The sequence below is a fragment of the Marinoscillum sp. genome, assembly GCF_040222955.1.
GTDB lineage: Bacteria > Bacteroidota > Bacteroidia > Cytophagales > Cyclobacteriaceae > Marinoscillum.
Map to the genome: position 1 here is coordinate 275,418 of NZ_JAVKCA010000022.1, position 25,007 is coordinate 300,424.

Below are 25,007 nucleotides of genomic sequence, written 5' to 3' on the forward strand. Positions count from 1 at the left end.
AGTATATCTGTCTATTGCAATTTGACTAACCAATAAATGATTAGAAAACCGGGCAAGAATTCGGTGGTGCAAAGGTAGACAATTATCATTAGTTTTCTATGCGAATGATATTTATCAAACTTGAAATATATCCAGAGCTGATAAAAGATCACGGCCAATACCAGTAATAGGATTGTACCACTTTTCAGGGTTTGAGAACCAAAATCAAACAATGTGAAATCAATGGCTGAGATTCCCAGACACATGGTCATCACAAGGATAAAAAGACTGACAAAATCCTGGGAATGAATATTAGACAGTCCTTTGAATTCAAAAATAAAGCCCAGAAGCCGGGACCAACCATACTTCAAGAGAAAAAACGCGAAGACCAACAAGGTAGTGACCAGCCATGTCCATAAGGAGCTGGCGAGGGTCACAGGTGCCTCCCGAACTGGGTAAACTCCCGAATAAGAAAGGAAGGCTGATACCAATCCACTAAAATATAACCCGGTGAAAAGGTTGTCTATACTACCAAAACTCATATAAGACTCCTCTGCAGAAAGACTTCTCATCTTAAAAGTAAGTGGTGTCTGGAAAGCATGACTAAATGAAATAGGAAATACCCTGCGATAGACCCCTGTGAACAATACCAGGATGGTAAGTATGATCAGATAAGCATCATCCGCAAATCCCTCCAATCGGGGATGCAGCGGATCCCCGGACACCTTGTTGGAGTGTATTTCCGCAATCTGTGTTACCAGGTAGCTCCCAATGCCGCCTTTCTGATAAATTGTAACCCTGACGGGGGAACCTAGTGCCGTCCTCAGCGAATCAGGGCTGTAGGTGGTGCTGCCAGAAAAATTGTGTTTTACCAAATGCTCATTTAACCAAATGTCTACTGGTTCATCCGAGCCAATCAATAATCTCTCTGAGGGGGAAACTTTAGGGAGTTCAAAAAAAACAATCTCATTTTTGCTCCTCACATACTCTGAAACCACACCATCAGTGTCGAATGTTCTCCACGCCACCGCCAGGTCTCTCATCACTAACGTATCAGCCATGGAGAACACGCTCAATGAGATGAAAAAGGAAAAAACAAAGAAAAGTGCTCTCATTTAAAATCTGGATGTGTACCCTATGTGGATCTTGATATTGGACGGGTCTGCTCTTATTTGCCGCGACATCCCCATGGCCAGGGCAAAAGTAAACAAGCCATTGGAAGTATCCAGAGATAATCCTGCCCCGAATCCGCGCGGATAACTCACCACCCCGTGATACTCCATGACCAGTTGGTCATAGAAAAGCATGAAATGAGAGTATTCCTCGAAATATTGCCTCAGCTCCAGCCTGCTAAGCCCATAATTACTGGCGTAAAAGAAATTCTCATTGAACCCACGCAGGCTTTTTAACCCCCCGATTCGCGCCAGCTCATTTGTCAAAATCTGGTCATTGACCAGCACCTGACCCTCTAGCTGATGATATAATGCCGTCTGTTTTTTTAATCTCAACAGATATTTGGTTCCGGCAGATACCTGCACCATGCTCGTCTGCCGGTGCAGTGTATCATAAGCTTCCTGATCGATGGACGGGTTTTTGGAGATTCGCTTATCTCCCAATACCAGTCGCACGTGATACCGGAAGGGGCTTTTCATCCCCATTTCCTGACCATAGAGTACATCACGAAGGCCAATCATATACTGCCTGGATTTGAAATCCGCAAGATTCTCTCTGATGTTAGACTCATTAGGACTGATCAGGGTTCCATTGACCTCCTCATATCCGAAAAAAATCTCAGACTTAGGGCCAATGTTTGCTCCACTGATTAAATTCCAGGATTGTGTGAGAAAAGTGGTGTCTTGTTTTAACAAATGAAAGTCCACATCTAAAAACAGTTTGGAGCTGAGAAAGAAAGGGTGATAATAGCCCAAATCGAGTGATTGAGACTCATCTGCAAATCGATTCCAGGTGAACAAAAATCGCTTCCCGGATTGAAAAAGATTGGCCAACTGCAAATCAAGAAAGCCGGTAACCATTAGCCCATTAGCAGCAGACTGACCTGGCAACAGTCCCACCACCCCTTCGAAAGAACTGCTTTTTCGCTTATCCAAATCCAGAAAAACAGTGGCCTTACCATGCTCAAAAGCCACATCCGGAGATCCGTTTATCTTCAAATACTGCAATCTGGCTATGCGCTTAGGTAGGTTTTGAAAGCTGCGCTCACTGAATGGCTTGCCAACCTCCACGTTAAGTGCTGTCTGAAGAAAGGTACGGCCCTTCTGCACCTCACCCAGAAGCACCAGTGAATCATAAACCACCGCCGGTCCTGGAACAACCCGCAAAAACCCTTTCACCACATCCTCTTCCACCCGAACCGAATCCCAGGTAATTCTCACAAATGGATAACCATTGTCTGCGTAGGTAGTCAGTTGCTTTTGTATCGAAGCTCGAAATGACTGCTTTTTTGGAGTCCATAGCTCAAACGTATCACGTTCTGCATCGTACACCGCTAACTGGTCAATTTCACTTCGGTACTTTGGACCTGCGTGAAAATAGATCCGCTCTGAAAATACGGAATCGAGTCCGCTGAAGACAAAACCCTGATTCCATAACCTCAACAAATAAAGGTTGACAAATCTGGAGACCTCCAGTGAATCCATACCCGGCACTTCGCTGGTCGGCTGACCATCCAGGTACACAGTCATCCGCTGCGCTGCACACAGATGAGCACCCAGGAGAATCATCCCCAAGCATAAAACACGTATCATACAAAAGAGCTGAACCATAGCCTATACCTTTGCAAGATAACTCAAAGACCTTGGCAGGAATCTATCTCCATATCCCATTTTGTAAGCAGGCATGCCATTACTGTGACTTTCACTTTAGCACCAACACCTCCAAAAAATCTGAAATGGTGGATGCCATTGAAAGGGAGCTCGTCCTGAGGAAAGAAGAGTTGCGCGGTGCCTCTGTTACCTCTGTTTACTTTGGTGGGGGCACGCCATCCCTGCTGTCTGTTCCGGAGCTAGACCAACTACTGAGATGCATCCACACCACTTATGAGGTCAGTGAAAATGCTGAATTCACCCTGGAGGCCAATCCTGATGACCTCATTGGAGACAAGCTACAAAACATGCGGGCTTTAGGAATCAATCGGCTGAGTATTGGGATCCAAACCTTTGATGATGAGCGCCTGAAATTTATCAACCGTGCGCATACGAGTGCCGAAGCTGACCAATGCCTGAACGCCGCCATGGCTGCCGGATTCGATAATGTCTCCGCAGATCTGATCTATGCCATCCCTCCTTCAGACATGAGCTATTGGCAGCGGGATCTCGAAAAAATTCTTATTTATGATTTATCACATATTTCCCTTTACGGTCTCACCATCGAAGAGAAAACAGTTTTTGGGAACCGGGCCAAAAAAGGGCAGCTCAAAGAAGTAAAGGAAGAGATTTCAGCGCAGCAATACCAGCTGGCTATTGATACCCTCACAGGACATGGTTATGAACACTATGAGGTGTCAAACTTTGCTAAAGCCGGAAGGCACTCGCGCCACAACTCTTCCTACTGGGATGATCAAACTTACCTGGGTGTTGGCCCCGGAGCCCATTCCTATGATGGTAACACCCGATCATCCAACGTAAGCCACAACACAAAATACCTCAATCATTTGCAAAAGGGGCAGCTCCCTCTTACCATTGAACCGCTCACGCCAACCAATCAAATCAACGAATATCTGTTTACCCACCTGCGCACACAGAGGGGCATTAATTTGTCAAAATTCCGGATACGTTTCAACAGGGATTTTGTAAGTGATAACGAAAGTCAGATACAGGACTATCTGAAAAGAGAATTGGTGAAGTGGGACGGAGAAACCTTTGCACTGACGTCCAAAGGTTTTATGCTGGCAGACGAAATCTCATGGCGACTGTTTTATGATGAGTAGATTATCCCTACTTTTAGCTTTGGATTCACCCTTATGGAAAAAGAAATCAAAAAAGCGGTCATGCTACTCAAGTCACTCATCCTGCATTACCATGGCCTGGATGATGATGAGAAGCTAATACTGGAAGCTGCGGCCAGGGAACTGGATGCCGTAGAGGAGTTGGCATGGGCAGATCACTTTATTTCTGAGGATTACTTGTCTGCATTTGAGCGATCAAGGGACTTCTTTTTTAAGAACCTTGCGGAAAGCAGCAATGCTGAAAAGCTCAAGCACTTAAAAGATGTCTGGGAAGACAATCACCAGAAAGGTTATGTAACAGAAATGGAAACCACCGCCATGATCAAGTTGTCCAAGGACTGGGGTGTGGAAAAAGAATTTTTGAAAGTCATCAAGAACTAGAGGCTCATTCGCTCCTTGAACCGCGCGGCTTGCCGGCGACTCACTTCTATTTTTTCACCTCCTTTTAGCTGGACCAGCAGACCGCCATTAAACCAGGTATCTATATTCTCTACCCAGCCCAGGTTGATGATGTGCTTGCGGCTGGCCCTAAAAAAGGTGCGGTCATCCAGTCTTTCATCCAAAGCATTCAGTGATTTGTGAATCATGGGTTTGTTCCCACCGAAATATACTTTGATATAATTACCATCTGACTCAAACAGGCGCACATCGGCCAGTTTCACAAACCAGCACTTATCTCCATCCTTCACAAAAACCTGATCTTCCTTCCCCAGACTTCTCTTCTCCGCATCAGCAGCAGTGGTGTCCCGGTCGGATTCTACCTGTAGCTTGGCAATGGCCTCCTCCAACCGCTCGGGCTGTACAGGTTTCAATAAATAATCAAGTGCATTTACCTCAAAAGCCTTCAAGGCAAACTCGTCATAAGCTGTGGTAAAAATCACCCGAGGCACGTGATCCAGAGATTCCAGCAGGTCAAAGCCAGACTTGCCGGGCATTTGGATGTCCAGAAAAATAAGATCGGGGTTGAGTTCATTGATCTTCTCAATGGCATCGTCCGCATCCGTTGCCTCACCCACTACCTCAATTTTCTTATGTGGTTCCAGCAGGCTCATCAGCTCCTTCCGGGCCAATCTCTCGTCATCTACAATGAGTGTCTTCATAAGGACCTTGGTAATACTATCTCCGTTAAAACTATTTTTTTGGTCTCATTAAGTATTCTGAAGGAGGCCTGATCACCATAGATCAGTTCCAGCCTTTTCCTTGTGTTATTGATCCCAAACCCTGACTTCTTCCTCGGCTCACCGTTACTGTATTGCCCGGTGTTTCTGATCTGAATAAACAAATTTTCATTATCCACTCTGGAAAAAATTTCCACCTTTCCTCCGTTCTTCAATGTAGAAATACCGTGTTTGATGCCATTTTCCACGAGTGTTTGAACCATGAGTGGGGGGATGAGGTATTCGGTAGATTTGGGGTCTATGTTAAATTCTATTCTTAAACGCTCCTCATAACGAATGGTTTCCAGTGCCAGGTAATCTCTCACCATTTCCATTTCCTCAGAGAAGGTAACCAGCCGCTGACGATCCACCGTCAGGGAATTTCTCAAAATATTCGAAAGCTGCGTGATGGCATTTTTAGATTTGGCCGGATTCTCATCTACCAGAGCGCGTATACTGTTGAGCGCGTTAAAAATAAAGTGCGGGTTGAGCTGTGACCTCAGGTTTCTCAGCTCTATCTCCTTGGCTGCTGCCTCATACTTCAGTCCTTTGTTGTACCGCTCAAAATAGTGGAAGGTGAAGTAGATCATGGCCCAAATGAAATAAATGATCATAGGCCCGAACACATTGAGCAGAATGGTGAAAGGTAAAAAATCACGCCCGGTGAGCTCTCCGCTTAAAAGTGAGTAGGTCAATAACAGGCTGTAGTTCATCAGGCTAAGCACCAGAATGACTGACAGGAGTCTCGGGATCAGCTTCACCCAGTGATCATTGAGCCAGCCGAAATGAATGACAATGTAGCGCAGCAGATGAGTAGAAAAAATGTAAAAAAGCACCTGTACTACCTCACCCACAATCTGAGTCATGTCCAGCTGCTGAACGGTCGCATACAGGAAAATCTGGAGGAAACCGTAAAACGACCACCCTCCGATCTGACACATCCAGTAAATCCTCCGCTTATTCATTCGCTATTAAAGAAATGGAGCCCCATCATCTCCAGGTTTAGATTCACCAAAAGAAACAAAAAAATACCGCTCAGGCTCCCGAAAGATCAGGTTTTTTACAACCAGCAACTACACCAGCTCCTCTTTCAGGAATTTCCCAGTGTGGCTCTTCTCGTTTTTGGCCAGGTCTTCGGGTGTCCCACTTCCGACTATTTGGCCTCCCTTTTCACCACCTTCAGGTCCCAGGTCCACCAGGTAATCAGACACCTTGATCACATCCATGTTGTGCTCAATGATCAGTACCGTATTACCTTTGCCAACCAACTTCTGCAAAACCTCCAGTAAGTGCTGTATATCCTGAAAATGCAGCCCGGTGGTGGGCTCGTCCAGAATATAAAAAGTATTTCCGGTATCCCTTTTGGAAAGCTCCGTGGCGAGTTTCACCCGCTGGGCTTCACCTCCAGACAACGTGGTGGCATGCTGTCCCAAAGACACATAGCCCAGACCTACCTCATGGAGGGTCTCGATTTTCTTCAGGATTTTAGGCTGGTGCTCAAAGAAATCCACCGCAGCCTCCACCGTCATATCGAGTATGTCAGAGATGGACTTCCCCTTGAATCTAACCTCCAGGGTTTCCCTGTTGTAGCGTTTGCCTTTGCAGGTTTCGCATAGCACGTGCACATCTGGCAAGAAATCCATCTCAATCACTCGCATACCACCACCCTGACAGGTTTCGCACCGACCACCTTTCACATTGAAGGAAAATCTCCCCGGCTTGTACCCACGAATTTTAGACTCGGGCAATTCGGAAAAAAGAGAACGTATGTCCGTAAACACCCCTGTGTAAGTTGCCGGATTGGAACGGGGAGTCCGACCAATAGGAGACTGGTCTACTTCTATCACCTTATCCAGCTTCTCCAGTCCTTTCAATGACTGATGAGGGAGCGGCTCGGTCCGGGATTTATAAAAGTGCTTTCTCAGGATCGGATACAGGGTTTCATGGATCAAGGAAGATTTTCCGCTGCCCGAAACCCCCGTCACGCAGATCATCGTGCCCAGAGGCAATTTTAAATCTACATTTTTGAGGTTGTGGCCGGTAGCTCCTTTGAGTTCGAGGAAATTACCGTTTCCCTTTCTGCGCTCTGTCGGGATTTCAATCTTCAGGTTGCCATTGAGGTAGTCAGCTGTCAGGCTTTTATTTTGAATGAAATCAGTCGGTGGCTGGGCCGCCATAATGTGGCCTCCGTGTCTCCCGGCACCTGGCCCGATATCTACTACAAAGTCTGATGCCAACATCATGTCCTTGTCGTGCTCCACCACGATGACAGTATTGCCCAGATCACGCAGGTCCTTTAGTGCCTGAATCAATTTTACATTGTCCCGCTGATGCAAACCAATACTTGGCTCATCCAGAATGTACAGTACGTTGACGAGCTGAGTGCCTATCTGAGTAGCGAGACGGATCCTTTGAGCTTCACCGCCTGAGAGGGTTTTCAGTGATCGGTTCAGGCTGAGGTAGTCCAAACCTACATCCAACAGAAACCCTATACGCTTTCGCAGCTCTTTGAGAATCTCTGCAGCAATGATGTTCTGCCGGTCATCCAACTTCGTCTCAATGCCCTCAAACCAATCCGAAAGTCGGTTGATATTCATTTCGGCCAGCTCACCTATGTGCTTATCATGTATTTTGAAGTGCAGCGACTCCTTTTTCAATCGGTATCCACTACACGCGGGACAAGTAGCAATGTCGGTAAAGTCTTCTACCCACTGGCGGATCTTGTCGCTGCCAGTCTCTCTTTGTTTTTCTAAAAACTTAATGATCCCTTCAAACTTAGTATGCCAGTCGGTGCCGGGATATTTCACGGACCCTACGGCCACAGGAATATCATCTCCATAAAGCAGTACCTCCAGTGTTTTCTCAGGGATGTCTTTGATCGGGGTAGTCAGATTGACTTTGTTCCTTTTGAGGATGGCCTCTACTTTTTTGAAAATCCAGATGTCGCGGTACTCTCCCAGCGGAGCTATGCCCCCGCGACTTATGGAAAGGGTAGGGTCTGGAATGACAGAATCCTTCGAAATCTCTTCTATAAGTCCCAGGCCATGACAAGTAGGGCAGGCCCCATAAGGAGAATTGAATGAAAATGTGTTGGGGGCGGGCTCATCATAAGAAATGCCAGACTCTGGATCCATCAGGTATTTGGAAAAGTCAGCCACGTTGTTTTCCTGATCCTGCACCATCAGTATACCATCCGATTGTTTGAAAGCTGCCTGTACTGACTGGCGAATGCGCTTCTCGTCTTTGCCTTGTACAATCACCCGATCTACCACGATTTCAATGTCATGGGTTTTGTAACGATCTACCTGCATTTTGGCCACCAGCTCCTGAATCTCTCCATTTACCCGTACCTTGGTAAAGCCCATTTTACGAATCTGGACAAAGAGTTCCCGGTAATGTCCCTTACGGCCCTTTACCACCGGCGCCAGGATGATCAATTTCTGGCCATCGTAGGTCTTCAGTAAATGATCCACAATCTGATCTTCCGTTTGTTTGATCATCTTTTTGCCGGTGACATGGGAGTAAGCCACCCCAGCACGGGCAAAAAGAAGCCTTAGAAAATCATAAACTTCCGTGACTGTACCGACTGTTGACCGGGGGTTTCTTGATGTGGTCTTCTGTTCTATGGAAATGACCGGACTGAGTCCATTGATCTTGTCCACATCCGGCCGCTCCATGTTACCAATAAAAGAACGAGCATAAGCCGAAAAACTCTCCATGTATCGCCGCTGTCCTTCTGCATAGATGGTATCAAAAGCCAAAGAGGATTTACCACTGCCACTGATGCCCGTGATCACCACGAGCTTGTTTCTCGGGATGTTTAGGTTCACGTCCTTCAGGTTGTGTTCCCGTGCGCCATATATTTCTATATACTGCTGGGTCTCCTCCTGGCTATCCACCATCTGCTCTATTTCCATCTCGGATATGCTCATTTTAAATGACTGGTATTTTAGAAGTTCGGGCTCAGTAGGTATTTGTTGTAGAACTCATCAATCACATGAACGGCTTCAGTGGCGGTATCTACGATACTGAAAAGTTCCAAATCCACTTCATTGATGTTATTGGCTTCTGTTAGCAGCACGTTTTTGATCCAATCGAACAAACCACCCCAGTATTCTCTTCCTACCAGGACAATCGGGAATCGACCGATTTTCTTGGTTTGAATAAGTGTAAGGGCCTCAAAAAGCTCATCCAGTGTACCAAATCCTCCGGGCATTACGATAAATCCCTGAGAGTACTTCACAAACATCACTTTGCGCACAAAGAAGTAGTCAAAATTGATCAGCTTATCACGATCGATATAAACGTTGTTGAACTGCTCAAAAGGTAAGTCGATGTTCAGTCCTACAGACTTACCTCCTTGCTTGTGAGCGCCCTTATTTCCAGCTTCCATGATACCCGGACCACCACCCGTGATCACACCGTAGCCATGCCTCACCAGTTTGGCAGCTATCTCCTCAGCCATTTTATAGTATTTGTCATCGTCCTTCGTTCGGGCTGAACCAAACACTGAAACGCAGGGGCCGATTTTGGCCAACTTCTCAAAACCGTCTACAAATTCGGACATGATTTTAAAAATAGCCCATGAGTCTGAGCTCTTAATTTCATTCCAATCTCTGTCCTTAAAGGCCTCAAGAATTTTTTCTTCCTGTTCCTTGGACACTTCGTTTTCTTTCTCTGTCATAAAAATGGGGTTAGTAAAAAGAGCCGTTGAAGATAAATGATTTATTCGTTATTCAACTTATTCGAGCAAATCCTTAACGGCATGGTCAATTTGGGTAAATGAAAATTTAAATCCCTGCTTTTGAATCTTTGCAGCTGAAACATTGCTTCCCCCCAGTACAATCTGGGACATCTCTCCTAGCAACAGCTTCATCATTACGGCTGGAACATTCGGCAAAAATAAGGGTTTGTTTACGGTTTTCGCCAGTAATCTGGTGAGTGCCTCATTTGTTACGGCATTTGGGGCGGTGGCGTTGTAGGTTCCTGAAAGTTCTTTTTCCATTACAAACTGAAAAATCCTGCATAAATCATCGATATGAATCCAACTCATTATTTGCTGACCAGACCCCAAAGGTGCCCCTAAGAAATATTTGATCGGTTTGAGGATCTCCACCATGGCTCCGCCTTTTTCGCTCAATACTACACCTACGCGGACTTTACTCACGGTGGTGATCTCCCTGAAAATGTCTGCCTCGGCCTCCCAGGCCTGTACCACCCGGGCCAGAAAATCATCGCCCGGGGGGGATGCCTCCGTGACCACCTCAGTACCAGTGTCTGAACCATAATACCCAATGGCGCTGGCCGATATGAAGGATTTGAGCCGGATTCCAAGGCGAATGACATACTCATGCAGGAGCCTGATTCCCGCAGTCCGACTTTCCAAGATGACCTTTTTCCGATCCTTTGTCCATCTTTTATCGGCTACACCTGCTCCTGCCAGGTGGATGATGTGGTCAACTCCACTAAACGCCTCCTCATCGATAAACCGTGCACGGAGATTCCACGTAAAGGTGGGGTAGTCCCCGGACGGGTCCGGGGAGCGACTAAGGTGCGTGACCTCATTCCCGGCATTTTTCAGCATTTTGCTAAGATGAGTTCCTACCAGTCCACTTCCGCCTGTGATTAATATCTTTGCCATAACGCGCCTTTAGAGTTGCATGAATTTAATAAACTTATGACTGAAAGAATCCTCCTGATCTTTTTCGTTTTTTTTCTGAGCTATCGTGGTACATCTCAGGATTTCTCCGCCGAAATCAGGGCAGACAAGCTCACCATTGATGGCAAAGCCAGGGATGGGATCAGCACCAGTTTTGACTTTCCGGCCAGGGAGGTGGAGCGGGGTTGGTGGAGGTACAGCCGGGAATTCGGCAGACCGTTGAACATGAGGGGGTACTATAAGGTAACCATCCCCAGTGAGGTCAACTCAGGCAATGTGGACATTACCCTGCTTTCAAAAACCCTGAGCAGCAAGACGGGCTGCAAGTTTTTTGTAGCACTGGATCAGGAACATGTGCCTGTGACAAAAGTAGCTGCTTACAATGCCCAGATAAAGACCATCCTTCAGGATTTTAAAAAGACCTATTATATCGATGAACTAGGAGAAACCCTGGAAAAGGCTGAAAAGAAAGCCGCAAGCGCAAGTAAGAAAGTCAGCAAATCAGATGGCAATGGAAAAGAGAAAGCACTCGCTGAACTTACCGGTTACCAAAAACAAATAGAGGCTATCAAAAATCAGCTTAAAATTATCTATCAGGCCTATTGAGTTAAAACAAAAAAAGCCCCACAAGTGAGGCTTCTTCCAATCAATATGAAGATAATTCGAAATTTTCGATCTACTAAAAAGAATACTGATACCTGAGGGTGAAAGTACGGCCTTCGTCGAACCTTGAAAAAAGCTCGTCACCGGACTCATGGTTCTTCCAAACCTGCTCCTTTGAGTCTCCCAAAATATTGTCAATGGTGAATCGCAACTGGCCATTCTTTTGCTCACCTATCTGCCTGGTTACATTAAGGTTGAGGCTGTGAAAAGGCTTCACATATACATCAGGTACCTGACCCACACCTACTACCGACAAACTTTCGCCCTGCACGTTGTAAGAAAGACTCAGGTTGTTGATTCCATTCATGTCTGAGTAATTAACAAAAGCGTTGATCAGATATGGTGCCTGACCGGCCATCACTCTGTCTTTCTCCACAGTTTCGTCTGTTCTGGCCTGCAGTTTTCTGGACTCGTATTCAGTGGTCACCGTATTATTGATTTCATCCCGGCTCACGATGATCTGAGTCATGTCCACATGCGACTGTGCCCATGAGAGATTAGACCCCAACATCAGTCCTTCTACTGGAAGCTTCTTTCTGAACTCCAGCTCCAAACCATAGACATAGCTACCTCCGATATTTTGCCATGTGACCTCTCTCGGTTCCAACTCGAAACGAGTCTGCTCAATGTGGCCGTTGAATTTCTTATAAAATGCCGATACAGAAACCATTTCTTCACGGCCGAAGAAGTTCTCCCATCTCAAATCAAAGTTGTCAATGTTGGTTTGTTCCAGATCAATATTTCCTGAGAAGGTAACACCGGATACCGGATCCAAAATCTGAGCGATAGACTTCTCTCTGAATGAGGGGCGTGCCAATGTGCGGCCGTAAGAACCTCTGATGTTTACATTTTCCTTCAGGCTGTAAACCATGTTCAATGATGGTAACAGGTTCAGCTGATCCAGTGTCTGCTCATCATCGTAAACTGTAGATCCAAGGTTGTCCTGGCCTGTATAGTACATCTGAGCCTGCTCTGCCCTCACTCCGAAGATGGCTCTGAGTTTCGGAGTTACAAATGCATCCGACATAACATAAGCGGCATTCACACTTGATCGGGCCTCGTAATTATTGGCCGCTTCATAGTTTCCACTTACGTAAATTCCCTGTCTTGAATCGGGTGTCCAGATGTTTTCTGGCTGAAGAATCCAATCTGCATCGTTTTCCACCGGCTGGTTGGTAGAGAAGTTGTAAGCAAACGTGTCAAACGTTCTCCACTTGTACAATCCAGCACCTCCCATTTTCAATTTCACTTTCTCATTGAGCGCATAGGTAGCATCCAATCTGAAGTTTTCATTCGTTTCGTTAAGGTCTCTCCAGAACCTGCCAGCACTACCTCCCTGTCCACCACTGATAAAGTACTGTACACCTACTTGCTCTCCACCCTGATACTGCGGTACCTCAGCAATGAGGACTTGCCTGAAGTCCGGGTCATAAACCCTCGCAAGCGTCACTGAATTGGACCACTGAAGTGTCCATTTGTTCAGGTTATGCTTACCGTAGATGGTAGGGCTGGTCAGTGAACGCTGTGTATAAGTAAGAATGTTTTCATAAGCCGTCTGACTGGTCTCTTCAAAATCCTGAGACACACGGTTAGTAGCTGTTTTAATTCCATTCTGGGTTTTCAAAAAGGTGAGGCCCAGCTCATGCTTGTTAAATTTAACTGCACTGGTCACCAATCCACTCCAAAGGACATTCTGCCTTCCCAGTTCTCCATTTTTAACAAATTGAGCATCCAGTGCATTGACATCCTTGTTGTTGTCTTTGAAATATGAACTCACTACAGTGTTGTCATAGTAGTCATACTGATTCTGGTAGTTAAGTACCACCCCATAGCCAAACTTCACCCCGGGTAGGTCCAGTTGATTGCCGTGGTTGAAAGAAAGGGAGGAGTTCAGAAAGTTGGACTGGTTTTTAGCCGCCATGGTAGGGTTGAAGCTCCGTGTATAAGACTCCAACAACTCACCGGCATTGGCTGGCTCAGGTGAAGTAGGTCTTGGGATGTCCGTCTGCGGATCCAATGGAATTTTACGTGCTCCATCATCATATCCAAGAAAATCAGTTTTACTTCCTTCGTATGAAGTAAAGTTGTTGATCAGGTTCATTTTGGAATTATACCCCAAACCAACAGCCAATCTGGTCGTTTTCTCTTCCGGGAAACTTTTGGTCTCCACATTCACAGTACCCCCTGCAAAATCCCCAGCTAGTTCCGGCGAAAAGGTCTTATACACCATTACATTCTCCAGCACATTCGTAGGAAAAAGGTCTATCTGCACATCATTTCGCTCAGGATCAAGCCCCGGGATACTCATACCATTCAATGTGGTACGGGTATATCTGTCACCCAACCCCCGAACATATACGTACTTTCCTCCCTGAACGGATACACCCGTCACACGCTTCATAGCACCTGAGAGGTTACTATCACCTATTTTTCTAAAGGTCTGAGCAGAAATTCCATCCAGTACGTTGGCCGATTTCTTTTGTACAGATAGCAGTGCCGACTCAGAGTTCTTGATGACCTGTGCAGTAACTACCACCTCTGCAAGCTCCTCTACATTTGATTGCAGGGTCACATCAAGGGTATTTACTTTTTCAGTGACAATTTCCAGGTTTTCCACCGTGGTGGTTCTGAAAGATACAAACTGGTAAACAATGGTATGCGTACCAGCTTCCAGGGGCAATGAATAGTTGCCGTTGAAATCAGTGACGGTACCATCTGTGGTTCCTTGTCTAAATACTACCGCGCCAATCAGAGGCTCTCCGGTTTCGCCATCAAAAACAGTACCCCTCAGGAAACCTTTTTGGGCATGCGCCTGGCCGATCAAAAGACCAAATAAAAGTGCAGTAAGAATGAAATACTTCATTATCAATCCAAATAAAATTTTGTGCAAAATTAGATTGATAAAGAGTGGGGTGGGGGCAATAAATAATTATGAAAAATTTAACTTTTGAAGCCTTGTATTAAAATGGTGTTAACATCAGAGTAACATAATTGCCTTTCTGGGTGCTTTTCACAAAAGGTAATGAATCGATGTACTCTAAGGAAATCTACCTTATCTCACTGCTTTTAGCAAAAAAGGAGGCCCCACCAGAATGAAGCCTCCCCTTTAAATCAATGTTATCTATATATTTCCTCTGAAAATATCCCTTAAAGGAGTCCTCCCTGAGCAGCAGCAGTCCAGCCACTAAACACTGTGGCATCAGATACACCAGTGGCAGTACCGATGGTTACACTAGCCTCAGCTGAAGCCTGAGCGGCAGCCAATTCTGTGGCACAATCCTGATCAGAATAAACTTTGATGGCAGCAAACTCAACCGTTGTAAAGCTCAGGTCACCAGCAGCAAGGTGAGACATGGCGTCAGTTTTTACTGTGCAGTCCGCGTTGAAGCTCGCTCTGATTTTCACAGTAGAACCGCCTGTGAAATTTGCCCATTTTACATTCGTTACAGTACCCTGTGCTTTTGATTTGAAATCAGCACCACTTCCACCACCGTCTACAGAAGTAATTGTTCCGTTCTTGATGGTGAATTTACCCGATGCATTTTCAGAACCTTCCGGTCCGTCTATTTCAAGTCCCTCATCAGAGGAAGCAGCAGTACTTGTAAACACCATGAAGTTGTCAATGGTACCAGAGTATGCCTGATCCACATCCAGGGCATCGTCACCTACTGTGTAAACTAACACGTTTGATACGCTTACAGAACCACCAAAGAACTCGATTCCGTCATCATAGTTGGCAAAGATCTCAATGTCAGAGATTACAGTTCCAGAGCCAACACCACCAAGCGTAAGGCCGTTGATATCGTTTCCAGCTACCGGATCGATTGTAGTACCTCCATGTCGAAGAGACACATACTTAAAGGTCCCTGAGCTATGTGAAGCATTGTCTCCACCGTACTGTCCCAAAGGCTCGCTGGCAGGTACACCTTCTATCTGACCTGAAGTACCGGCCTCTACAGAGATCGGTGCATTTCCAAGAATTACCACACCACCCCAAAGTTGATTGTCTGAAGCCGTAAGGTTAGTACCAGTCAAAGCTCCAAGTGCAATGTTGTCATTCACAGAAGTGAAGATAATAGGCTTCTCTGCTGTACCCTCTGCCTCGATCATTCCATCTCTGGCAATCATCAAAACAGAAGCATTACTACCTTCTCCCAAACGACCTTTGATGATCGTGCCAGGCTCGATGGTAAGAGTAGCTCCGCCAGTTACGATTACTCTACCAGCAAGCTCGTAGAATCCTTCAGGCGTCAACGTCATGTCCTCATCGATGATACCAGAAAGTACGATCGTTTCTCTCGGAGGTACTGCCTCTCCGACAGAGATCACCACTGTAGAAGACTCTGTGTCACCGTCAGCATCTGTTGCTGTGAATACGAAAACAATGTTTGCGTCTTCATCCTCTTCAGTAGCTGTATAGCCAAATTCCAATGAAGCAGTAGTAGGCGCTCCTGTGAAGGTAGTATCACCGTAAGCAGCGCCATCTTTAGTAAGAGATACTGAGGCAAGACCGTCAGCCCCTTCGAAAGTAACAGTCACAGGACCGTATGTTCCAAGATTTTCAATAGACACGGCAGCAGTAAGACCTGAAATAGTTACCCCATTGTCCGGGTCTACAGAATCTTCTGTACAAGACGTGATGAACATCAATCCAGATAGCATGAATGCTATAGCCAATAATTTTTTCATAATTAACACCTTTTTATTTGAGTTTCGAATAATTAGATTCCTAACTAATATGACTGCAAAGGTGTCGGTCTAATGTTAACTGGTGTCGGTCGACTTGTTACGATATCATTAAACAAAAATGACCAGTTTTAACTGGTCATTATGTTTGTTACGTCATTGTGAAGGGTTTTCGGGTAAAATCATCAAAATCATCAATTAAACCCTTCAGAGACACTATTTAGTGATTTGAACCTTATTTAGGATCTGTCGGATGATTTCATGTGTTGTCACTCCATCGGCTTCAGCTTCATAATTAAGCAAAATTCTATGGTTCATCACGTCATCCGCCACAGCTTTGATATCTTCCGGCAACACGTAATCACGTTCATCAAAAAAGGCCACAGCCTTAGCCGCAAGATTCAGGTTAATGGAAGCACGTGGCGATGCGCCGAACTGAATGTATTGTGCTTCCTGATCCAGCTTGTAGTCTTTCGGGTTTCTGGTGGCAAATACCAGCTCTATGATATATCGCTCAAGTGACTCAGAGAGCGCCACCTGATTGATCTCTTCTCTGATGGAGAATATGTCTTCTTTTGATAAAATAGAATTCACCTCCGACTTAAAGGTCATATTGGCCATCCGGCGCATTACCTCCAGTTCTTCCTCTTTCGAAGGATAGTCTACATGCACTTTTAACATGAAACGATCCACCTGCGCCTCAGGAAGTGGATACGTTCCTTCCTGATCTACCGGGTTTTGTGTAGCCAGCACCAGGAAAGGCCTGTCCAGTTTGAAAGTAGTCTCGCCTATAGACACCGTTTTTTCCTGCATGGCCTCCAGCAACGCTGACTGTACCTTGGCAGGTGCACGGTTAACCTCATCCGCAAGGATCAGATTAGAAAATATCGGACCCTTCTTCACTTCAAAATCCGCTTTCTGCTGATTGTAGATCATGGTACCGATCAGGTCCGCCGGTAGCAAGTCCGGTGTAAACTGGATACGTTTAAAGTCAAGCTTCAAAACATCCGACAGGGTATTCACAGTGAGGGTCTTGGCCAGTCCCGGCACCCCCTCCAGCAGTATGTGACCCTGCGTAAACAAACCGATCAATAACCTGTTGACCATGTACTCCTGACCAACTACCACCTTACCAACCTCGCTGATTACCTGCTTGATTTTTTCCTGGTGTTCCTTCTTGAGTTCCAGATCTACTTGCTCCATATGTATGATATTCAAATTTTCTTTTGGTGTGCAAAAATAAGCGGCTTTCTTCAAACTGAAAATGCCCTTTACTTGGACGGTTGTTTTATCTTGGAAGTTTCGAAAAAAACGTTAAAATCGACGATTCATGGACATTAACGAAAAAAAAGAAATTCGGGCAGCCATAGAGGAGAAAATAGTAGAGCTGGAAAAACGTGTAAGTGATCTCATTGTGGCCACCAAACCCATGGGTCTGGACAATGCCGTGGGTCGGCTTAGCAGAATGGATTATATCAATAACAAAACCATTGATGAGGCCAACCTTCGGGCATCGGAACAAAAGCTGGAGGCGCTCCGGCGGTGGCTGGATCTGATCGACACGGAGAAATTTGGGAAGTGTAGCAGATGTGGCAATGAGATTAATCCGAAACGCCTGCTTTTCATGCCTGAGAGTACCCGTTGCATCCATTGTGCCGGGAAATAATCATTTCAGAAATTCCTCAATCTCAATACTGGTAGCTTTGGCGGAGCGGCCCACACCTACCACTGTGGCAGAGGCAAAACCGGTCCAGCTGCCATATCCCAGCATCCACAGACCCGGAAGCTCTTTTGATCGGGTACCGCTCGTGGGTATTTTATCATGACGAAAGGTTACTGGCAGGTTTTGAAAAATCCCAAGTGCAGGCCGAAATCCCGTGCAGAAAATAACGGCATCAAGCGGTAACTCCCGATAATCCTCCAGCACTGCTCCACTGGCTGTAAATCTGACTACCGAAGGATAGTGGTGAAGCACGTTCCTCGATCGTGCATCTTTAACAGAAGGTACCATGACGATATGACCCAGGGAAGGGGGAATGTACTCACGTCCGTTTTTTTTGGCTTCAAAAAGCTGAGAAGCCGCATCAAAAAGGTATCGTCCGTCCACATGATCTGGCAAAAAATCCGGAGGATCTTTCGTAATCCAAAATGTGTCTGCCACTCTGGAAACCTCCGAAAGAATCTGTGCCCCACTGTTCCCTTCTCCAATAATTCCTACTCTTTGATTGCTGAAGACGGATGGATCGCGGTAGTCCGCTGAGTGGATCATTTTACCCAGAAAAGCCGCTCTGCCTGGAATCTCAGGGATAAAGGGGTTTTTAAAGGAGCCCGTGGCCCCAACCACTACAGCGGACTGATAACTCCCCGCTGAGGTTTGCAAAGTAAAAACATCCTCATGCCAGCGGATATCCGTTACAATTACTGGCCTCTCTACTTTTATTTCATAGCGCTTTTCATAAGAAGCCAGGTAATCCGTGACCTCTTCCTTGCCCGGATAATGTTCGGTGCCCCCAGGCATTAGCGTACCAGGCAGAGAGCTCCATTGGGCCGGAGAGAACAAAGTAATGGAGGACCAATAGTTCTGCCAGGAACCACCCGGTGATACCTCAGCGTCCAGAATGACATACTTGAGCCTTGTACGCCGGAGATAATAAGCCAGAGCCAGGCCGCTCTGTCCCCCGCCTATAATGATCACGTCATACACTTTGGTAACCTCCTGCGTTTCCCTCATTTATCTTCCGTTAGGTCTGCTGCTAATTGCATCATATAAGAGCATTTCAAAAAAGCAGGGATGACATGGCCACCCGCTTCAAAAGTCATTGAAATAGCGAGGGTTCTCCCCGCCAGGGTTTTCTATTTGAAATCCTGCTTCTCTAATCACCTTCACACCACGCAGATTAAAAGCAGTGACAAAAGCGGGATATACCCTTATGATTGTTCAAAATCAACAGCAAGCAGCTGCCTGTGGTCTTTGGTCATTTTTCTCTACATCTTTCTTAAAGTGGTATACTTCCCACTCATAGCCATCCGGGTCGTTCACCCAAAACTTATCTTGCTGAGCGTAGCAGCAGTTGGTGTTGGTCTCTTCCAGGGCTATCTGAAGTTTTTTCTCCACTTCCTCCTTGCGTTTCGCCAGCTGTGCCTCATCGGCAACTCTTAAACCGAGATGCCCGAAATGACTGGCCACCTTATCCGGCGCCTGAATAAATGAGATCACAAGTCCTGGCTCATCCAACTCAAATTTAGCATAGTCATCTTTTAGCTTGACAGGTTCCACATTAAAAAGACCCTTGTAAAAATCTACGGTCGCTCCGATCTCAGATACGTTCAGAGCAATGTGAAATTTGATTCGATTGTTCATATAAGTATTTATTTAGTTGTTTGTTCAAGAAAGCAGTAGTCGGCAGTGGAACTGTCAATATCAACCTTCCCTTGTCTGATTATCCATTGGTGTCCATCTGGATCCGATACTGCGAATTGTCCCTCAAGGATTTTACATTGTGAATGCCATGCATATTGTGAAATATATCGCTTCATTCTGGCATACACCTCACGAAGGTGATCGCCTGAGGGCACCTCTATTGTGTGAGATCTCTTTCTTCCGGATTCCCTTTCATTCTCGGTTAGAATCAGCTCTTTCTCCTCCCAGATAAACCGAGCAGTATTAAATGAAAGTGAGTCCGGCATCCTATTGAAAAGGTTCCGGTAGAAAACCACACTATTATTCAGATTAGTGACAGTTACATTCATATCTGTATATCGCTTTATTACGATGGTTTTGCCTAAAAAAATGCCTAGCAGCAGTCTTTCATTTCATCATAAATACTGAAGAACTTCTGAAACTCCTTGCTGATTCTCTCCCACACCTCACCATCCACACAATAGCACATAGCCGTTCCCTCCACAGTTCCCTTGATGATTCCCAGTGATTTGAGCTCTTTCAGGTGTTGAGAAATAGTCGCCTGCGCCAAACCGAGCTCTTTGACCAGATCACTGTTGATGCACTGATTAGATCTCAATACATGCTGAAGGATGGCGATCCGCGCCGGATGGCCAATCACCTTGGCCACGGTTGCCAGTTCGTTCTGCTCCCTGGTAAATAGATCTGTTTTCGTTACTCCCATATCGCAATATTACGATAGAGCGGTTAGAAGGTTGTATATCCGCGGAGAAAATTTTAGATAAGTACATGAAAGTGTTTAATCACTGAACACAAAAAAACCCCAAAGAATGAATTCCTTGGGGCCCCAACCAGCTATAGACAAGACCGCTGCTATTGCAAACGGACTTACTTTAAATATTTTAATAAAATCTCTTTTAGGCTACTTGATAACTACGTGCTTTCTCCAGTCTTGCATTGTTCAGCTGGGACACAATCTTCCTCACCAATCGCTCTTCTGACTCCTCCATCTCATACAACACTTCCATTTTCTCTCCCATGAGCGATTCGCTAATCTTCAAGTCAATAGAAGATCCGTGGTTGTAATTTTCCGTTTTCGAGCTATACCAGATTAAATGTTTCATGAGCTTCTTCCGAATTTTGTCCAGCTAATATGAGACTTCTTGCCTTTGCGATCCTGCCAAAGAGCTATAAAATCCTGCCATTTTCAAAAACCTTCGTTTTTGGCCATTTTAGAGCCTTTAATTCGCTATTTATTTTCATATTCTCTGGCTAAAATGTCAAAATGACAACGATTTTATTCTCACTTTATTGGTTTCAGCCAAATATCCTCTGCCCAAAAAGGCTCTTTTCCCCTACAAATAAATCTTTTATTTGGTGTCAAAGATCACAACTGCGATCATCGAGGAGGTGTTGATTGGTCACTCATCTCTCCATAACTTTTGAGTCCTGATCTGCGGTGATTATTTTTTTAATTTTGAAAGATTTCTCTGCTTTTCGGACTAAATTTCTATTCTGCCATTTTTGAGCAACTTCAAAAAAACTTCCAAACCTCTACATGATCTGGTCAAGAGTGCCCCCATTACGTGAATCTCTTTTTTTACTTTGCTACTGGGTAGGATGCCATATGGTTACTGGCCAGTATTTCTCCGCTTGTGTTTATAAAAATCTGGATGGTATGGTTTCCAACCGCATCACCGAGATGGAGCAACTTCCAAATGGCGAAATCTGGTTTGCTACCCAAGATGGCATCAGTACCTATGACGGAATAGGCTGGCAAAGCTTCCCGGATTCACTGGGAGTATTACCAATAATCGGTAAAGTCTGCATGGAAGGACTGGCGGATAGTTCTGTCTATGTGCTGGGGTTCAACGGAAACAAACTTTCCTTTTCCAGGTATGAGAATGATCATTGGTCTTCTCTGACGCTGCCTCCTGAAATCGCAAATTTACCGCTTCATTCCCGTTACAATATGGGCCACCGCCTCTCTAAACATGGCAACAAGCTGACAATTGGCATTCTGAACAAACTCTATACCTATTCCGGAAACCAATGGAGTCAACAGACCCTCAGCGAGACAGATCCTGAAACCTATAAGATTAACACAATCAAGACCCTCGGCGATTCCGTCATGATAGCCTCCAACAAAGGCCTTCACCTCTATCTGGATGGAACTTTGACCACCCTGGTTGCAAATCAAGATGTCCAGGACCTGGATTATAGTATTGAACATGATGCCTTTTACTTATTGGGTAAAGATTGGTTGGGAACGTTATCACGCGGCTCAACAGAGATTGCATTTCTTTTTAAAGACGAACTCATCGGCTATCCTGATGTGGGAATGGTAAGTAACCTGGTACAGCATAGAGGCAAAGTTTACTATAGTTCCAACTCCCCACTCTATCAGTATGACCTTCATAGTCATGAAAGAAGGGCCGTAATCACGGAGTATTTTGATCTGGACTATGTCTGTATGAACGCACTGATTGATCATGAAGGCTCATTATGGGTAGGCACGCTTCGTGGCGCCTTTAAGGTGAACAATCAGAACATCTGGAATTATAACAGCCACTTCCTGCTGGAAAACGAAGTAAGTGCCATGCTGGAAGATCAAAATGGGGATCTATACTTTGGGTCAAATCTGGGTCTTAATATCGTTCGGACAACAGGTGAAGTGGAAAAGTATCCTTTCCCCAGAAAGTTTATTCATGCCCGGGTCATGGATATTGTGTCATTTAATGGAGCCATATACATGGCCGGTAATACAGCCGGGGTGGTAAGGTTTAAGAACGGTCAATTTGATTTTGACCTTATTCAGGGAAACCCTAACACCCGTGTTCTTGACCTTCAGGTATATCAGGGAAAGCTCTATGCTTCATGTCAAAACACAATCTATAAAAAAGAGAGGAATCAATGGAGCCAGATAACCACTTCAAGAAAAGATGCTTATGGCGTCATCAGGAAGATGGCTTTTGACAACCAGAGACAACTGCTATTGACACAAATGGGTGTAGACAATCTGGCCTCTGGGGAATTTATTCAATCTGAAAACCTCAACGATAACAACATATATACAGGTATAGAATATGACGGACACTTCCTGCTTGGTACAGCCAATGGCATCAGGCTGTTGGAGGGCAATCAGATTGTGCGGTCTCCAAATTTTGATCATTTTGATTCACCGGTATATTCCTTTTTGACGGATCAAGAGGGGAGACTCTGGGTAGGTACCGGCAAGGGCATCTACCTGATGAGCCTGCAAGAGACTTATCATCTTTCCAAATCAAACGGACTTGCCGGAAATGAAATCAATAGAAATGCTTTCTTACTTGCCCAAAACGGCAAAATCCTGGTAGGGACAGATGAAGGAGCATCCATATATGACCCCAGAGAAATTCCGGTACTCCCCGTACCCAAAATAGAATACCTTGGTGCCAATGTAAATGGTGACCTCCCCTCATCCCAGAGTCTCAGCCATTCGGAGAACAATATTCGCTTTCAATATCGCTCTGTTTCTTTCTATGACGAAGAGCACATTAACTATCGGGTAAAGCTGGATGGACTGGAGGACGATTGGCAGCTTATTCCCTTTTACAACCAACATACCATCCTATACTCCAACCTCAAACCAGGAAACTATCAATTTATGGTGCAGGCGAGAATAGGAAATGGGGATTGGAGTCCGACCGCATCCAGCCCTCCACTGACCGTCAGGTCTGCATTCTACGACAATAGCTGGTTCAGGGTAGGAGTGACTATTCTTGTGATCCTGCTCATTCTATTTTTGGCCAGACTCAGAAGTCGAGCACTCAAGTCCAGAAATGAGCTTTTGCAGGCGCGGGTGCGAGAAAAAACCCGGGAGCTCAAGAATCAAAACAGTAGACTGATGAAAACCATCAAAGAGCTGAAATCTGCCCAGGGCCAGCTGATTCAATCCGAAAAACTTGCCTCAATGGGTCACCTAACAGCCGGCATTGCCCATGAGCTTAACAACCCGCTCAACTACATACGTGGGGGGGCCGAGTGCATCATGAAAAATCTTGAGGAGCTCAGGCACCTTCAGCTACAGCTTCATGCCAAAGAAAGTGAACCATCACTACTGGAGGAGTATCAAATGCTTATGGATGATAGTAATCAGCTGGCCCAATCCATTCTCAACGGCGCCTCTAAAAGCACCGACATAGTGAAGAGTTTGAGCTCCTTTACCGCAGACTCTCAAAATTTTTACTCTTTCACAGATTTACAAAAGGAAGTAGACACCTCACTGACTTTACTTAATAATCAGATCGGATTTCGAATCACCATCAATAAGATGTTCGGCAATATCCCCCCTATAGAGTGCTATCCAGCCAAAATCAATCAACTCCTGGTCAATCTCCTGATGAATGCCGTGCAAGCCATAGAGCATGAAGGTGAAATCACCATCAGGTATTACAGAAAAGACGATAAGAGAATCGGGCTCGAAATTCTCGACGATGGAGTAGGTATTCCACAGGATTTACACGAACAGGTCTTTGAACCTTTTTTCACCACCAAAGACACCAACCCCGGTCTTGGACTCGCCATTGTAAAATCAATTGTTCAGGAACACCATGGAAGTATCAAACTGGACTCTAAACCGGGAAAGGGAACCAAGGTGAAAATTTTTCTCCCGGTAAACCAGACCGCCCATCCGGAACTAGAATTGTAAACGCACAAAAAATTGTCTCTTAGTAAATAAACAAAAAAAGCGATCCATACATACTTCGAATCGCTCAGTTGTACCCGGAGCGGGAGGCTACGTGCCCCGCTTGAACCCACACGACCTTAAAGGGGATCAAGCAACATTCGTGTGGGGTATTACTATATAGTTATATTCTGAAAAACCGAATTAATCCACTGTGAATTAAGAAACGTTAGGACGCAAAGGTGGGTGGGGCATCCAAGCCTTGCCCGGCCGGGACAAGTGTGAATCATTTTGACTCCAGAAAGTTTTAAAAAAGGCCAAAAACGATGAGTCAAAATGATTTTTTGCGTGCGACCGGCTAGGTTGGTGCCTTCTGTCGTTTAACCAGCTGTTTTCTTTGCCTACGCGGCCCGGGGCAAGCAAAGAAAATGAAGGGTTAGCAGCCAATCGGTTGGATTGAGTCATATGAGATGTCAGATTGCGGATCACTATCAACCTTTTATACAATCTCCCCACAACTTTATTGCTTGATCCCTTAAAGGTCATGCTCCTATATTCTTCTTAAACAAAAAAAGCGATCCATACTTCGAATCGCTCATTTGTACCCGGAGCGGGAGGCTACGCGCCCCGCTTGAACCCACACGACCTTAAAGGTCATGCTCCTATATTCTTCTTAAACAAAAAAAGCGATCCATAATTCGAATCGCTCATTTGTACCCGGAGCGGGAGGCTACGCGCCCCGCTTGAACCCACACGACCTTAAAGGTCATGCTCCTATATTCTTCTTAAACAAAAAAAGCGATCCATAATTCGAATCGCTCATTTGTACCCGG

The 25,007-nt window shown here is 45.4% G+C and carries 19 protein-coding genes; 5 read left to right on the forward strand and 14 right to left on the reverse strand.

The window, feature by feature from the left end:
• Positions 1-11 precede the first annotated feature (11 nt).
• Positions 12-1,040 carry a DUF4271 domain-containing protein gene (locus tag RIH33_RS20555; protein WP_406651986.1) on the reverse strand — a complete coding sequence of 343 codons (1,029 nt, stop codon included), beginning with the start codon at positions 1,038-1,040 and terminating at the stop codon, positions 12-14.
• Positions 1,041-1,094: 54 nt separating this feature from the next.
• Positions 1,095-2,744 (reverse strand): hypothetical protein, encoded by a 1,650-nt coding sequence (locus tag RIH33_RS20560; RefSeq protein ID WP_406651987.1) that lies wholly within the window; start codon positions 2,742-2,744, stop codon positions 1,095-1,097.
• A gap of 50 nt (positions 2,745-2,794) precedes the next feature.
• On the opposite strand from RIH33_RS20560, the gene hemW reads away from it, so the two are divergent.
• Both hemW and RIH33_RS20570 read left to right on the forward strand, forming a co-directional pair.
• Positions 2,795-3,925, forward strand: coding sequence for a radical SAM family heme chaperone HemW (gene hemW, locus RIH33_RS20565; protein WP_406651988.1), 1,131 nt, complete (start codon positions 2,795-2,797; stop codon positions 3,923-3,925).
• A gap of 33 nt (positions 3,926-3,958) precedes the next feature.
• Positions 3,959-4,324 carry a hypothetical protein gene (locus RIH33_RS20570; RefSeq protein WP_406651989.1) on the forward strand — a complete coding sequence of 122 codons (366 nt, stop codon included), beginning with the start codon at positions 3,959-3,961 and terminating at the stop codon, positions 4,322-4,324.
• Here RIH33_RS20570 and RIH33_RS20575 read toward each other — a convergent pair.
• From RIH33_RS20575 to RIH33_RS20595, 5 genes are all read right to left on the reverse strand, one after another.
• Positions 4,321-5,043 (reverse strand): LytR/AlgR family response regulator transcription factor, encoded by a 723-nt coding sequence (locus RIH33_RS20575; RefSeq protein ID WP_406651991.1) that lies wholly within the window; start codon positions 5,041-5,043, stop codon positions 4,321-4,323. The genes RIH33_RS20570 and RIH33_RS20575 overlap by 4 nt on opposite strands.
• Positions 5,040-6,065: a sensor histidine kinase gene (locus tag RIH33_RS20580; RefSeq protein ID WP_406651993.1), complete on the reverse strand. Its 1,026-nt coding sequence runs from the start codon at positions 6,063-6,065 to the stop codon at positions 5,040-5,042. The genes RIH33_RS20575 and RIH33_RS20580 overlap by 4 nt, the downstream gene beginning before the upstream one ends.
• A gap of 108 nt (positions 6,066-6,173) precedes the next feature.
• Positions 6,174-9,032, reverse strand: coding sequence for an excinuclease ABC subunit UvrA (gene uvrA, locus RIH33_RS20585; protein WP_406651994.1), 2,859 nt, complete (start codon positions 9,030-9,032; stop codon positions 6,174-6,176).
• Between the two features lie 17 nt (positions 9,033-9,049).
• A complete protein-coding gene (locus RIH33_RS20590) occupies positions 9,050-9,784 on the reverse strand; it encodes a TIGR00730 family Rossman fold protein (protein WP_406651995.1) in 735 nt (244 codons plus the stop codon).
• 57 nt (positions 9,785-9,841) lie between these two features.
• Positions 9,842-10,741 carry a TIGR01777 family oxidoreductase gene (locus RIH33_RS20595; RefSeq protein ID WP_406651996.1) on the reverse strand — a complete coding sequence of 300 codons (900 nt, stop codon included), beginning with the start codon at positions 10,739-10,741 and terminating at the stop codon, positions 9,842-9,844.
• 36 nt (positions 10,742-10,777) lie between these two features.
• On the opposite strand from RIH33_RS20595, the gene RIH33_RS20600 reads away from it, so the two are divergent.
• The gene (locus RIH33_RS20600; protein ID WP_406651998.1) at positions 10,778-11,365 is read left to right on the forward strand and encodes a hypothetical protein; all 588 of its coding nucleotides are present in this window, start codon (positions 10,778-10,780) and stop codon (positions 11,363-11,365) included.
• Positions 11,366-11,438: 73 nt separating this feature from the next.
• Here RIH33_RS20600 and RIH33_RS20605 read toward each other — a convergent pair whose 3' ends face one another.
• The 3 genes from RIH33_RS20605 to RIH33_RS20615 all read right to left on the reverse strand — a co-directional run bounded on the left by RIH33_RS20605 (position 11,439) and on the right by RIH33_RS20615 (position 17,311).
• On the reverse strand, positions 11,439-14,285 hold the full coding sequence (locus RIH33_RS20605) for a TonB-dependent receptor domain-containing protein (RefSeq protein WP_406651999.1): 2,847 nt from the start codon (positions 14,283-14,285) through the stop codon (positions 11,439-11,441).
• 284 nt (positions 14,286-14,569) lie between these two features.
• On the reverse strand, positions 14,570-16,111 hold the full coding sequence (locus RIH33_RS20610; RefSeq protein WP_406652000.1) for a hypothetical protein: 1,542 nt from the start codon (positions 16,109-16,111) through the stop codon (positions 14,570-14,572).
• A gap of 213 nt (positions 16,112-16,324) precedes the next feature.
• On the reverse strand, positions 16,325-17,311 hold the full coding sequence (locus RIH33_RS20615) for an AAA family ATPase (protein ID WP_406652001.1): 987 nt from the start codon (positions 17,309-17,311) through the stop codon (positions 16,325-16,327).
• 127 nt (positions 17,312-17,438) lie between these two features.
• On the opposite strand from RIH33_RS20615, the gene RIH33_RS20620 reads away from it, so the two are divergent.
• Positions 17,439-17,774, forward strand: a complete 336-nt coding sequence (locus tag RIH33_RS20620) for a TraR/DksA family transcriptional regulator (RefSeq protein WP_406652003.1) — start codon at positions 17,439-17,441, stop codon at positions 17,772-17,774.
• Here RIH33_RS20620 and RIH33_RS20625 read toward each other — a convergent pair whose 3' ends face one another.
• The 4 genes from RIH33_RS20625 to RIH33_RS20640 all read right to left on the reverse strand — a co-directional run bounded on the left by RIH33_RS20625 (position 17,775) and on the right by RIH33_RS20640 (position 20,632).
• Positions 17,775-18,839: an ArsO family NAD(P)H-dependent flavin-containing monooxygenase gene (locus RIH33_RS20625; protein WP_406652004.1), complete on the reverse strand. Its 1,065-nt coding sequence runs from the start codon at positions 18,837-18,839 to the stop codon at positions 17,775-17,777.
• 213 nt (positions 18,840-19,052) lie between these two features.
• A complete protein-coding gene (locus tag RIH33_RS20630; RefSeq protein ID WP_406652005.1) occupies positions 19,053-19,469 on the reverse strand; it encodes an ArsI/CadI family heavy metal resistance metalloenzyme in 417 nt (138 codons plus the stop codon).
• A 433-nt stretch (positions 19,470-19,902) separates the two neighbouring features.
• Complete coding sequence (locus tag RIH33_RS20635) at positions 19,903-20,232, reverse strand: ArsR/SmtB family transcription factor (protein WP_406652006.1); 330 nt, start codon at positions 20,230-20,232, stop codon at positions 19,903-19,905.
• Positions 20,233-20,425: 193 nt separating this feature from the next.
• Complete coding sequence (locus RIH33_RS20640) at positions 20,426-20,632, reverse strand: hypothetical protein (protein WP_395416798.1); 207 nt, start codon at positions 20,630-20,632, stop codon at positions 20,426-20,428.
• 434 nt (positions 20,633-21,066) lie between these two features.
• Here RIH33_RS20640 and RIH33_RS20645 point away from each other — a divergent pair, with 434 nt between their 5' ends.
• Positions 21,067-24,198, forward strand: coding sequence for an ATP-binding protein (locus RIH33_RS20645; protein ID WP_406652007.1), 3,132 nt, complete (start codon positions 21,067-21,069; stop codon positions 24,196-24,198).
• Positions 24,199-25,007 lie beyond the last annotated feature (809 nt).